The 14,174-nt window shown below is 74.2% G+C and carries 3 protein-coding genes; all 3 read left to right on the plus strand.

Annotation, left to right across the window (positions count from 1 at the left end; genetic code table 11):
* Nucleotide 1 precedes the first annotated feature (1 nt).
* The 3 genes from AAHG03_RS07135 to AAHG03_RS07145 all read left to right on the plus strand — a co-directional run bounded on the left by AAHG03_RS07135 (nucleotide 2) and on the right by AAHG03_RS07145 (nucleotide 14,116).
* Nucleotides 2-8,116: a non-ribosomal peptide synthetase gene (locus tag AAHG03_RS07135; RefSeq protein ID WP_342149802.1), complete on the plus strand. Its 8,115-nt coding sequence runs from the start codon at nucleotides 2-4 to the stop codon at nucleotides 8,114-8,116.
* Complete coding sequence (locus tag AAHG03_RS07140) at nucleotides 8,116-12,756, plus strand: amino acid adenylation domain-containing protein (RefSeq protein WP_342149803.1); 4,641 nt, start codon at nucleotides 8,116-8,118, stop codon at nucleotides 12,754-12,756. The genes AAHG03_RS07135 and AAHG03_RS07140 overlap by 1 nt, the downstream gene beginning before the upstream one ends.
* 76 nt (nucleotides 12,757-12,832) lie before the next feature.
* Nucleotides 12,833-14,116, plus strand: a complete 1,284-nt coding sequence (locus AAHG03_RS07145) for a lysine N(6)-hydroxylase/L-ornithine N(5)-oxygenase family protein (RefSeq protein ID WP_342149804.1) — start codon at nucleotides 12,833-12,835, stop codon at nucleotides 14,114-14,116.
* The last annotated feature ends 58 nt before the right edge of the window (nucleotides 14,117-14,174 follow it).

Consider the following 14,174-nt stretch of genomic DNA (forward strand, 5'->3'; position numbering starts at 1 on the left):
CATGTCCGCCGCCGCCGACCGCAACCCGAGCTGGGACGGGCTCGCCCGCCGCTTCGCCGCCCTGGCGCCGGAAAAACGCGCCGCCTTCCTCGACGCGCTGGATGCCCGCGGCATCGCCTTCGAGCGCCTGCCGATCATGCCGTTCGAAGGCGACGCGCCGGACCGGCTGGCGCTCGGCCAGCGCCGCCTGTGGTTCCTCTGGCAGCTGGAGCCGCAGAGCCACGCCTACAACCTCGGCGGCGCGCTCGGCCTCGACGGCCCGCTCGACGAGGCCGCGCTGCAACGCAGCCTCGACTGGCTGGTAGCCCGGCATGAGTCGCTGCGCACATCGTTCGAGCCGAGCCAGGACGGCGAGGCGCGCCCGGTGATCCACGATCCCGCGCCGGTCGCGCTCGCCCGCGCCGATGTCACCGACCGGCCCGCCGCCGAGTGCGAGGCCGCTGCCCGCGCCCTCGCCGAGGCCGGCGCCTGCGAACCGTTCGATCTCACCGCGGCGCTTCCGCTGCGATTCGGCCTCGTGCGGATCGCGCCTGAGCGGCACCTGCTCTGGCTCGCGATCCACCACATCGTTTCCGACGCGTGGTCGCTGCAGATCGTCGTCGGCGAGCTGTTTTCCGCCTATGCGGCCTTCCGCGAGGGCCGCATGCCGGCCCTGCCGCCCCTGCCGGTGCGCTACGCCGATTGGGCTGCGTGGCAGCGGGTGCGGCTGGAGGGCGGCGAACTCGCCCGCCAGCTCGAATGGTGGAAGCAGGCCCTCGGCACCGAGCACCCGCCGCTGGCGCTCCCGACCGACCGGCCGCGCCCCCCGATCCAGAGCTTTCGCGGGGCGCGCCACCGCTTCGCGCTCGATTCCAAGACCAGCCGCCAGGTGCGGGCACTCGCCCGCAGCGAGGGCGCGAGCCTGTTCATGGTGCTGCTGGCGGGCCTGCACGCGCTGCTCGCCCGGCTGACGGGCGAGGACGACATCCGCGTCGGTATCTCCAGCGCCAACCGGGTGCGGCCCGAAACCGAGCGGCTGCCGGGCTTCTTCGTCACCACCCAGGTGATCCGCGCCGAGGTCCGGCCCGCGACCCGGATGCGCGACCTGATCGCGAGCGTGAAGGCGACGACGCTCGCCGCCCAAGCGCGGGCCGACGTGCCGTTCGAAACGCTGGTGGACGCGCTGCAGCCGGAGCGGACGCTCAGCTTCAATCCGCTGTTCCAGGTGAAGTTCACGCAGCAGCTCGACTTCCCGCAGACGATCCGCGCCGGGGGGCTCACCGCGACGCCGACCGAACTCGTCGAGAACGCCACCCACTTCGATCTCAGCCTGGACGTCACCGACCGCGCGGACGGCATCGAGGCGGTGCTGACCTACGCCACCGACCTGTTCGACTCGACCTTCGCCGAGCGCTTCGCCCGCGCCTACACCGACCTGATCCGCCACGCCGCCAACCGGCCCGAGCGCCCGCTCGCCGAATGGGTGCCGGCCGAAGTTTCCCGGCTGTCGGGGGAGGCGGCCGACCTGCGGCATCCGGACGTGCTCGCCGCCTTCGCGGCCCGTGCCGCGGAAACGCCCGATGCGGTCGCCCTTCGGACGGGCGAGGCTTCGCTGACCTTCTCGGAGTTGGATGCCGCCGCGACCCGCCTCGCCCACGCGCTCCGTGCGGAGGGTCTGGGGCGCGAAGAAGTCGTGCCGGTGCTCGTCGGGCGCAGCCTCGATCTCGTGATCGCCGCGCTCGGCGTGATGCGGGCAGGCGGCGTCTACGCGCCGCTCGATCCGGCGCTGCCGGCCGAGCGCCTGCGCCGGCTCGCCGCCGACACGGGCGCCCGCCGCGTGCTGTTCGACGCCGAGGGCGAGGCCACTGCGGCCGGGCTCGGCCCGGCGCATCACGCCATCGACACCCTCGCGGCTCGCCCCTTGCCGACGGACGCGGCGCCGCATCCCGCCCCGCTGCCGGACCAGGGCGCCTACCTGATCTACACCTCGGGCTCGACCGGCGCGCCGAAGGGCGTGCTCGTGCCCCACCGGGCGATCGCCGCCTACACGCAGGCCATGCTGGCCCGGCTCGATCTGGCCGAAGATGCGAGCTTCGGCCTCGTCTCGACCCCCGCGGCCGATCTCGGCCACACCATGCTGTTCGGCGCCCTGGTTTCGGGCCGCACCCTCCACCTGATCGAGGCCGACGCCGCGTTCGACGCCGACCGCCTCGCCGACATCGTGCAGGCGCAGAAGATCGGCGTGTTGAAGCTGGTCCCGAGCCACCTCGAAGGGCTACTCGCGACGCCGCGGGCGAAGGACATCGTGCCGGAGACGGCGCTGATCCTCGGCGGCGAAGCCCTGCCCGCGGTGCTCGCCGCGCAGGTGCGCCGGCTGCGGCCGGGCTGCCGGGTGATCAACCATTACGGGCCGACCGAGACCACCGTCGGCGTGCTCTCCCACGAAGTCGGGGACGCGACCGAGGACGGCACCGTCCCGGTCGGGCGCCCGTTCGCCGGCGTCGAGGCGGCGATCCTCGACCGCCACCTCGCCCCGGTTCTGCCGGGCGCGGTCGGCGACCTCTATATCGGCGGCGACCAGCTCGCCCGCGGCTATCTCGGGCGCCCCGGCGCCACCGCCGAGCGCTTCGTGCCCGATCCGACCCGTCCGGGCCGCCGGCTCTACCGCACCGGCGACCGGGTCCGGCTCGACGGCGCGGGAAACATCCGGTTTCTCGGCCGCGGCGACGATCAGGTGAAGATCCGTGGCCACCGCGTCGAACTCGGCGAGGTCGCCGCGGCACTCCGCGCCCTGCCCGGCATCGAGACCGCCCACGTCGTCCTCGACCGCACCGAGGCCGGGCGGACGCGCCTCCTCGCCTACGTCACCGGCACGGCGGAGGCCGCGGCGAGTGCCCGCGAGGTGCTGGCCCGGACGCTGCCCGAGGCGATGGTGCCGAGCCACGTCCTGCACCTCCCAAAGATTCCGCTGACCGCCAACGGCAAGCTCGACCGAAAGGCGCTGCCGCAGCCGGAAGCCGTGTCGGCCGCACCGGCGCCGGCCCGCGACGGCGCCAGCCCGGCGGAGGGCGTGCTGGCCGAGATTTGGGCGGAGGTGCTGCGCCGCCCGACCATCGCCCCCGACGACAACTTCTTCGCGCTGGGCGGTGACTCGATCCTCAGCCTCCAGATCATCGCCCGCGCCAAGCGCCGCGGCTTCCGGCTGACGCCGAAGCAGGTGTTCGAGCACCAGACCGTGCGGACGCTCGCCGCCGTCGCCGTGCCGCTGACGCCGCCGGCCCCCGCCGCCGACGCGCCGAGCGCGGCCGAGCAAACGCTGTCCGCGATCTGGGCCGAAGTGCTGCGCCGCCCGGCCATCGGCCCTGACGACAACTTTTTTGCCCTGGGCGGCGACTCGATCCTGAGCCTTCAGATCATCGCCCGCGCCAAGCGCCGGGGTCTTCGCCTGACCCCGAAGCAGGTGTTCGAGCATCAGACCGTGCGGACGCTCGCCAAGGTGGCCGTCCCTCTGGCGCCGGTCGGGCAGGGCGCTCCGGCACAGCCCGCCGCGCCGCCCGCCCCATCCGACGCCGAGCGCATCTTGTCCGAAATCTGGGCGGAGGTTCTGCGCCGCCCCTCCGTCGGCCCCAACGACAACTTCTTCGCATTGGGCGGCGATTCGATCCTCAGCCTTCAGATCATCGCCCGCGCCAAGCGCCGCGGGCTGAAGCTGACGCCGAAGCTCGTGTTCCAGCACCAGACGGTCCGAACCCTCGCCGCGGTCGCGGCGCCGCTCGACGCCGCCCCGGCGCCGGCGCCTACCACGCCGCGCCCGGCCCTGAAGGAGGTGCCGCTGACGCCGATCCAGGCCGCCTTCCTGGCGCGCCCCGTGCCGAACCGCGGCCACTGGAACCAGTCGGTCCTGCTCGTTCCGCGCGACACCCTCGACGCCTCGGCGCTCGCCGCCGTTCTGGAAGCCCTGGTGGCTCGGCACGAGGCCCTGCGCCTGCGCGTCACGCCCCGCGGCGAGCGCTGGACGCAGGGCATCGCGCCGGCCGAAACAGCGCCCCTCCTCGACATCCGCGCGATCACCGACGCGGCCGAACTCGCCGCCGCCTGCGCGGCGACCCAGCGCGGCCTCGATATCAGTGCGGGCCCGCTGTTGCGGGCGCTGTTGGCGAATTGTTTCGACGGCAGCCAGCGCCTGCTACTCGCGATCCACCATCTCGCGGTGGACGGCGTGTCCTGGCGCATCCTGCTGGACGACCTCGCGCTCGGCCTCGATCAGCGTCGCCGCGGCGAGGCCATCGCGCTGCCCGCCCCCGAGACGAGGTTTTCGGATTACACCCGCGCCCTGCTGCTCCACGCCCATTCCGAGACGCTGCGCGACGAGGCGGACTACTGGCAGACAACCGCCGGCCCGGAAGCCCCGCCGAGCCCGACCCGGCTCGCCGACGCCCACCGCCTCGCCCGCACCCTCGACGCCGCCGCGACGCGGGCCGTGATGGAGACGGCCCCCGCCGCACTCGACGCACGCCCGCACGAAGTGATGGCGGCGGCCCTCGCGCAGACCCTCGCTGGGGATGCCTCGAGCGTCACCCTCTGGATGGAGGGCCACGGCCGCGATCCGTCCTTCGCGCCCACCGACCTCGACCGCACGGTCGGCTGGCTTACCAGCCTCTACCCCGTCCGCCTGCCGGTCCACGCGGACGCCGCGGCGCACGTCGCGCAGGTCCGCGACGCGCTGCGGGCGGTGCCGGAGGGCGGCGTCGGCTACGGGCTGCTCGCCCATCTCGCCGCGCCGGACCTGCGCGCGGCGGTGACGGCCCCGCGCGGGCCGGTGTTCAACTATCTCGGCCGGCTCGACGGCGCGATGGCCGGCGGCGCCTTCACCCTGGCCCCGGAAGGCGCCGGCCCCGAGCGCGACCCGGACGCACTGACGCTCGACCCGCTGCGGCTCGACGCCCGCCTGCGCGACGGGCGCCTCCACCTCGACTGGCAGTTCGACCCGGCCCGCCACGACGGGGCGGAAGCCGAGCGAATCGCAAACGCCTTCGAAGCCGCCCTGCGCCGCCTCGCGGACGCGGAGCCGGAAGCGCAAAGCTATCCGCTGACCCCGATGCAGCAGGGCCTGCTGTTCCACGCCCAGCTGGCGCCGGGCGACACGGCCTACGTCAACCTGCTCGCCGTCACCCTCGACGGGCTCGACCCGCAACAATTCCGCGCTGCGTGGCGCGGCGCGTTCGCCCGCCACGACATCCTGCGCTCGACCTTCCATGCCTGCGACGGCGCCGAGCCGGTGCAGGTGGTCCACCCGCAGGCCGAGCCGGCCTTCGAGGAGCACGATTGGCGCGGCCAGCCCAATCACGAGGCCCGCCTGATCCGCCTCAGCGACGCGGAGCGCGCCCGCGGCTTCGACCTCGCGGCAGCCCCGCCGATGCGCCTGATCCTGGTGCGGACGGGCGAGACGGCGTGGCGCTTCCTGTGGGTGCGCCACCACATCCTGCTCGACGGCTGGAGCTCGGCCCGGCTGCTCGCCGAGATCGCCGCGCGCTACCGCGGCGAGGCGCCGGAGGGCCCGGCCCCGCGCTTCCGCGACGCGGTGGCGTGGCTCGCCGCCCGCGACCGGACGGCAGACGAGGTTTTCTGGCGCGCGGAGTTGGCCGGCGTGGAGGAGCCGTTCCGCCTCTCGTCCGGCCGCGCCGGAGAACCGGGCCGCGCCCGGCACGACATCCGGCTCGATGCCGCACGCACCAAAACCCTGCGCGCCGCCGCGGGCGCCAAGCGCGTGACGCTCAGTACCCTGGTCCAGGCGGCCTGGGCGCTGGTGCTGGCCCGCCGCACCGGCCGCCCGGCCCTGTTCGGCGTCACCGTCGCGGGCCGGCCCGATGCGCTGCCTGGTTCTGATGCCATGCTCGGCCTGTTCATCAACACGCTGCCCGTCCTCAGCGAGCCGCGGCCCGATCTCGGGATCGGCGCCTACCTCGCGGCGTTGCAAGGCCAAAATCTGTCGCTGCGCGAACACGGCCACATCCCGCTGTTCGAGGTGCAGGCGCTGGCCGGCACCGGCGGCGAGGCCCTGTTCGACACGGTGCTGATCTTCGAGAACTACCCCGTCGATCCGGACCTGCGTGAACCCGCCCCCGGCACGCTCGCCTTCCGCGACCCGCGGGTCGACGAGGACACGCATTACCCGCTCACCGTCACCGTCGAGGCAGGCGAGACGGCCACCCTCGGGCTCGCCTACGCCACCGAGGCGTTTTCGCAGCGGCAAGTCGAAGGCATTGCCGCCGCATTCGAACGCGCGCTCACGGCCCTCGCGGCGGCGGACGATGCGGCGCCGCTCGGAAGCATCGCACTGACCGCGCCGGACGACCGCCCGACCGCGGGACCGGCCCCGGCCCCCTTCGTCCCGCTCGCGGCCCAATTGCGCGTCCAGGCCCAGGCCAATCCCGAAAGAATCGCGATCGAAGGCCCCGGCGGGCCGCTCGGCTACGCTGAATTCGACCGCCGCTCCGACGCGGTGGCGGCGCGCCTCGCGGCAGCCGGGGTGCGGCGCGGGGACCGCGTCGGCGTGCTGGTCGGGCGCGGGACCGGGATGGTGGTGGCGCTGCTGGGCACCCTGAAGGCGGGCGCGGCCTACGTGCCGCTCGATCCCGATTACCCCTCCGAGCGCCTCGCCTTCATGGCGCGGGATGCCGGGCTGGCCGCGCTCCTCATCGAGCCCGATCTGCGCGCCGACGCGCCCGCCGGCGCGTGGACGGTGCTCGATGTCGAGGGCGAGGCGAGCGGCCCGGTCCCGGACTTCACCCCGCACCCGGACGACCTCGCCTACCTCATCTACACCTCCGGCTCGACGGGGCGCCCCAAGGGTGTGATGGTCGGCCACGGCGCGCTGGCGAATCTTTTGGCCGCGTTCGCCGCGGAACTCGGAATCGGCGCTCGCGACCGGCTCGTCGCCGTCACTTCGCTCTCCTTCGACATCGCCGCCCTCGAACTGTTCCTGCCGCTCGGGGCGGGCGCCCGCCTCCACATCGCCGCGCGGACGGAGGCCGGGGACCCGCGCCGCCTCGCGGCACTTCTGGAGACGGCCGAAGCCACGATCCTCCAGGCGACCCCGGCGACGTGGCGCCAGCTTCGGGCGAGCGGATGGGCCGGGCGGCCCGGCCTGACCGCACTGTGCGGCGGCGAGGCGCTGCCGCCGGACCTCGCCGCGTGGCTGAACGCCCGCGTCGGCACCCTGTGGAACGTCTACGGGCCGACCGAGACGACGATCTGGTCGAGCGCCGGCCGCGTCGAGGCCGAGCCGCATCTCGGCCGCCCGCTCGCGGCCACCACGCTCCACGTCTTCGACGACGCGCTCCAGCCGGTGCCCGTGGGGGCGGCGGGCGAACTCTGGATCGGCGGCGCCGGCCTCGCCCGCGGCTATCACGGACGGCCGGGGCTCACCGCCGAGAGGTTCGCGCCCGATCCGTGGGGCACGCCCGGCGCCCGGATGTACCGCACCGGCGACCGCGTGCGCCGCCGCGCCGACGGCGGCCTCGACTACCTCCACCGCCTCGACCATCAGGTGAAGATCCGCGGCTACCGCATCGAGCCCGGCGAGATCGAGGCGGCGCTGACCGCCCACCCGTCCGTGCGCGAGGCCGCGGTGACGCCCGCCCCCGGCGGGGAGGGGCTCTTGGCCTACGCCGTCGCCGACGGCATTGGGCCCCAGGCCCTCCACGACCACCTCGCGGCCCGGCTCCCGGCGCATATGCGGCCGGGCGCGATCCTGATCCTAGACAGGTTGCCCCTGACGCCGAACGGCAAGCTCGACCGCGCCGCCCTGCCGCGGCCGGAGGCAAGCGCCACGACAGGCGCGGCGCCGGAGGGCGCGACCGAGACGGCACTCGCGGCGATCTGGGCCGACCTCCTGGGCGTGACCGGAATCGCCCGCGACGACCACTTCTTCCGGCTCGGCGGCCACTCGTTGACGGCGACCCGCATGGTCGCCCGGATCGAGACCGAACTCGGCCGGCGCGTGCCGCTGAAGGCGGTGTTCGAGGCGCCGACCCTGCGCGGCTTCGCGGTCGCGGTGGAGGCCGCGGGCGCGAGTGGCGCGGACGACGAAAAACTCGCGCGGGCCGATGCCCTGCTGGCGGAGCTCGACGCCTGATGAGCGCGCTCACCGACCGCCTGCGCACCCTCGCCGCGCGCCTCGCCGCCGCCCCGCCGGAGGAGCGGGCGGCCCTGCTCGCCCGTTTCGAGGCGGCCGGCATCGGCTTCGACGATCTGCCGGTGCCGCCGACCGATCCGCACAAGCCCGCGCCGGCCTCGGACGCGCAGCGCCGTCTCTATTTCCTGTGGCGGCTCGATCCATCGAGCGCGGCCTACGCGGTCGGCGGGGCGGTGCGCCTCACCGGCCCGCTCGACCGCGCCGCCCTGAAAGGCGCCCTCGACGGGCTCGTCGCCCGCCACGATGCGCTACGCACCCGCTTCCTCGAGGTGGAGGATGGCAGCGTGCTCCAGATCGCCGATCCGGCCGCGCCCTGCGCGCTCGCGGAGCACGAGTGCGAAGGTTCCGACGCCGAGACGGCGCTGCGCGCCCTCGTCCGCGCGACGGTGGAGCGGCCGTTCGATCTCGCCGCCGGCCCGCTGCTGCGCGTCGGCCTCGCCCGGCTCGGGCCCGACCGGCACGCCCTGATCCTGGCGCTGCATCACGCGATCTGCGACGCGTGGTCCCTCGGCGTGCTGACGCGCGAGATCGGCGCGGATTACGCCGCCCGCCTCGCCGGAAACCGCGAAGACATCCCGACTCCGCCGCTGCGCTTTTCCGATTGGGCGGCGTGGCAGGCGATCCGCCAGGAGACCGGCCGCGACGCCGAGGCGCTGGCTCGCGTCCGTGTCCGCCTCGCCGACGCACCGCGCGGCCTCGCCTTCCCCGAGCGCCTGCCCGCCGCGCCCCGCGAAGGCGGCCGGGCGCGGCGGGTGCCGCTGACGTTTCCGGCCTCGACGCAGGCCGCGCTCCACCGCCTCGCATCAGAGCGCGGCGTCACCCCGGTCGCCGTGACGCTCGCGGCCTTCGCGGTGTTCCTCGGGCGCGGCACCGGGCGGGACGACCTCTGCCTCGGCATGCCCGCGGCCAACCGCGAGGGGGCCGCGACCCACGGCGTCGTCGGCCCCTTCGTCAACACGCTGCCGCTGCGGCTGCGGCCCGCGCCCGCGCAGCCCTTCGCGGAAATCATCGAGACCGTCGCAATAACTCTGCGGCGGGGGATGGCCGAACAGGCGCTGCCGTTCGACCGCATCGCCGAAGGGCTCGGCGAGGCGGGCCGCAACCCTCTCGACGCGCTGTTCGCCTACGAGCGCGCCCCCGCGCCGCCGCGTTTCCCCGGCCTCGTCGCCGAGCCGATCCCGGCCCCCCCGGAGACGCCGAAATTCGATCTCGTCCTCGGCGTCGAGGAAGGGGAGGGCGGTGCGCTCGAAGGCGCCCTGATCCTGGCCGAGGCCCGCTTCCTGCCCGGGACGGCCGAGCGCTGGGCCGCCCGCTTCCTCGGCCTGCTCGGCGCCCTGCTGGCCGGGCCGGACGCGCCCTGCGGCGAGGCCCCGCTGCTGACGGACGAGGAGCGCGCGCTGCTTGCCGCGCAGCACCGGATGCCGCCGGCCCCGCCCTTCGTGCCGGTGAGCGCCCGCGTCGCCGCGGTGGAGGGCCACCGCATCGCCCTCGTCCACGGCGAACGGCGCCTGACCTATGCCGAGTTGAACGCCCGCGCCAACGCGCTGGCGCATGCCCTCATCCGCCGCGGCGTTTCTTGTGAGAGCCGCGTGGCCTTACGCGTGACCCGCTCGCCCGACGCATTCGTGGCCATCCTTGCCGTGCTTAAGGCCGGCGCGGCCTACGTGCCCGTCGATCCGGAAGCCCCGCTGGAGCGCCGCGACACCGTCATCCGGCAGGCCGACGCGCGCCTTCTCCTCACCGATGCCCCCGGCGAACCGCCCGCCGCCTGCCCGACGCTCCGCCTCGAAGACCCGGACGCCTTCGCCGGCCCGGCAAGCGAACCGGCCGTCGCGATCCACCCGGACCAGCTCGCCTACGTCATCTTTACCTCGGGCTCGACCGGCCAACCGAAGGGCGTCGCCGTCACCCACGGGCCGCTCGCCATGCACGCCGAAGCGGTCGGTGCCCGCTACGCCCTCACCCGCGACGACCGTGTGCTCCACCTCATCGCCCTGTCCTTCGACGGCGCCACCGAGGCGTGGCTCGCCGCCCTGTTCCACGGCGGATGCCTCGTCATCGGCGAGCCCCGCGGCTGGACCGCCGAGGACACGCTGGAGGCCATCCGCGCCGAGGGCGTCACCGTCACCGGCATGTCGCCCGCGCTGCTGTCGAGCCTCGCCGAGGCGCACGCGCGAGCCGGCGGCGGTCCGTTGCCGATGCGCTCGTGGACGGCGGGCGGCGAGGCGTTCGGGATCGAGGCGTTCCAGACTGTCCGAAACACCTTCGCACCGGCGCGGATCATCAACGGCTACGGTCCGACCGAGACCGTCATCACCCCGCTGCTGCTGACGATCGACCCCGACACCCCGGCCTCCGCCTGGGACGGCGCCGACTGGTTGCCTATCGGCACGCCGGTGGGCGCCCGCACCGCCTATGTGCTGGACGAACGGCTGCACGAAGTCGGCGTCGGCGTGCCGGGCGAGCTGTTCATCGGCGGCGAGGGCCTTGCCCGCGGCTATGTCGGCGCCCCCGCCGAGACCGCCGCGCGCTTCGTGCCCGACCCGTTCGGGGCGCCCGGCGGACGACTCTACCGCACCGGCGACCGAGTGGTGCGGCGGGCGGATGGCTCGCTGACCTATCTCGGCCGGCTCGACGCGCAGGTGAAGGTCCGCGGCTTCCGCATCGAGCCGGGCGAGGTCGAGGCGCACCTGCTCGCCCATCCGCGCTGCCGCGAGGCGGCGGTGACGGCGACGCGGCGGGGTGAGGAAGCCCATCTCGTCGCCTACGTCGCCGGGCGCGGCGGGGAGGGGGCCGATTCTGACCTCGCCGAGGTTCTCGCCGCGCATCTCGCCGAGCGTCTGCCGGCCCACATGCGCCCGTCGCTGATCGTGGTGCTGCCGGCGCTGCCGCGTCTGGCGAGCGGCAAGCTCGACCGGACCGGGCTGCCTACGCCTGAGTGGAAGGCAGGCGCCTACGAGCCGCCGCAGGGGGCGACGGAAGAGGCGCTGGCGCGTCTGTGGTCTGCCCTGCTCGCTGTCGAGCGCGTGGGCCGCGCCCAAACCTTCTTCGCGCTTGGCGGGCACTCGCTGCTCGCCGCCAAACTCGTCGCCCGCATCCGCGCCGAACTCGGGCGCGACCTGCCGCTGCGGGCGGTGTTCGAGGCCCCTAGCCTCGCCGCGCTCGCCGCCCGGATCGAGGCCGCACCTCCGGTCGCCAAAGGCTCCGGCGTCCCCCGCGCAGCGCACAAACAAAAGATTCCGGCGACCGACATGCAGGCCGCCCTGTGGCAGTGGCAGCGGCGCCATCCCGGTAGCGCCGCCTGGACCATTTTTGGGGCGATCCGCCTGTCCGGCCCCCTCGACACCGACGCGCTGCGGGCGAGCTTCGATCACGTCGCCGCCCGCCACGAGGCCCTGCGCACCACCTTCCGCGAGGGCGAGGCCGGGCTTGAGCTTCTGGTGCATCCGCCCGCGCCCGTCCGGATCGAGCGCCTCGACCTCACCGACCGCCTCCGCCGGGAGGCCGAGGCGCAGGCCCTCGCCTTCGCCCAGGGGGAGGCGGACCGCCCCTTCGACATGGCGGCGGATCGGCCTCTCCGCGTCGGCCTCGCCCGGATCGGCCGCCAGGACCACGTGCTGACGCTCGCCGTCCACCACGCCGCGGGCGACGGACGGGCGATGGCGCTGCTGCTCGACGAACTGGGCGCGGCCTACCGCGCCTTCGCGACGGGTAGCGAACCCGGCCTGCCCGAGCCGACGCGTCAGGCCACCGACTACGCCGCGTGGCGCCGGGCGCAGGACCGCAGCGCCGCCGCGGAGACCCGCCTCGCGCAGGCGCTGGAACGCCTGTCCGGTCCGTGGCAGCCCGATCCGGTGCCGACCGACCGGCCGCGCACGCCTGCGCTCGGCAGCCACGGCGCCCGTCTGCGCTTCGAACTCCCCGCCGCCACGGTGTCGCGCCTCGCCGACCGGGCGCGGGCGGTGAACGCGACGCTGCCGATGGCGACGCTGGCAGCGCTGAGCGTGGCGCTGCGCCGCCGCAGCGACCGCAACGCGCTCAGCCTCGGCCTCCTCGTCTCCGACCGCGGGCCGGCCGAGTTGGACGCGGTGGTCGGCTGCCTCGTCGCCACCGAGCTGACCGTGCTCGATGTCGATCCGCAAAAACCCTTCGACCAACTCCTGGCCTCTGTGCGCGACGAGCGCTTGGCCGCTCAGGATTCCGGGCCGGTGCCCTATGCCCGGCTCCTCGACGCGCTGCGGGAGCATGGCCTGCTCGACCGCGAGGGCGGCCCGTTCCAAGTGATGTTCAGCTACCTCCGCGCCGAGCCCGAGACGCCCGACTGGCTCGCGGGGCTCAAGGCGAGCGACCTCCCCGTCGAGTGCGCGGACGAATCCTACGAACTCGAATTCGACCTCAAGGAACGGCCCGACGGCAGCCTCGCGGTCTCAGTCGGCTACCTCACCGGCCTGTTCGACGCGGCGACCGTCGCCGCGCTCGCCGAGGACTTCGCCGCCGTCGTGGCGAGCGCCGCCCGCGATCCGGGCCGCCCGGTGGCGCGACTCTGGCCGCCGCCCGCCCTGCCGGGCGCAGCCGCCTGACGACCCAAAATTCAACGGGCGGCGCCATGAGGCGCCCCCCCGCGCGAAAAAACACAGCCGATTGAACGGGATGGACATGACCCACAAGGAGAAAGATCTGATCGGCATCGGCTTCGGGCCGGCCAACCTCGCGCTCGCCGTGGCGCTCGCCGAGATGCCCGGCGCCAAGCGGCTCGACTGGGGGTTTCTGGAGCGCCAGGACGGATTCCACTGGCACCGCGACATGCAGATCGAGGGCGCGACCGTCCAGATCTCCTTCCTCAAGGATCTGGCGACGCTGCGCGACCCGACGAGCCCGTTCACCTTCGTGAACTACCTGCACCACAAGGGCCGGCTGGAGAGCTTCATCAACCTCAAGCAGGACGCGCCGACGCGGGAGGAGTTCACCGATTACTTCCGCTGGGCGGCGGCCGCCTTCGAGGATCGCGTGAGCTACGGCGAGACCGTCGAGGCGGTGGAGCCGGTCACCCGCAACGGCACCGTCTCGCGCCTGCGGGTCGTCTCGCGCAACGCCGACGGCGCCCGCAGCGAGCGTCTGACCCGCGACCTCGTCGTCGCGGTCGGCGGGCGCCCGCGCATCCCGGACCTGTTCGATGGCCTGAGCGAGGACCGGATCGTCCACACCTCGACCTACCTGTCGCGGCGCGATGCGCGGATCGGTTCGCGCGGCCCCGTCCGCGTCGCGGTGATCGGCGGAGGGCAGAGCGCGGCGGAAGTCTTCTACGACGTCACCCAGCGCTTCCCCGAGGCGGAAGCGACGCTGATCCTGCGCGACCATGCCCTCCGCCCCGCCGACGACAGCCCCTTCGTCAACGAGGTGTTCGACGCCGCCTTCGTCGATGCGGTCCATGCGATGGAGGCGGAGGCGCGCCACAGCCTCATCGCCTCCATGCGCAACACCAACTACGCCGTGGTCAATCACGACCTGATCGAGCGCATCTACGCGATGCTCTACCGCCAGCGCGTCGCCGGCACCGAGCGGCACCGGGTGCTGTCGGGGCGCACCATCGAGGCCGCCCGCGAACGGGACGGCCTCGTCCTCGACCTGCGCGACGCGGTCGGCGGCGCTGTCACGAGCGAGGGCTTCGATGTCGCGATCCTGGCCACCGGCTACCGCCACGACGGCCATGAGCGGCTGCTCGCGGGCTTGAGCCCCGATCTCGGCGCGTTCGAGGTCGATCGGTTCTACCGGCTCAAGACGCCGGCAGCTTACACCTCGCGCATCTATCTCCAGGGTTGCAACGAGCGCAGCCACGGCCTGTCGGACACGCTGCTCTCGATCCTGCCGCTGCGGGCCTCCGAGATCGTCGGCGACCTCCTCTCCGGCCAGACCGGCCGTTCCCTCGCCTCCGCGGGCTGACTTCGTGTGGATGACCCGCCGTTGAGTTCCAGCATACCGTTGATTTCCGTGCCGGTGT

It is taken from the genome of Methylorubrum subtropicum, assembly GCF_038442325.1.
GTDB lineage: Bacteria > Pseudomonadota > Alphaproteobacteria > Rhizobiales > Beijerinckiaceae > Methylobacterium > Methylobacterium subtropicum.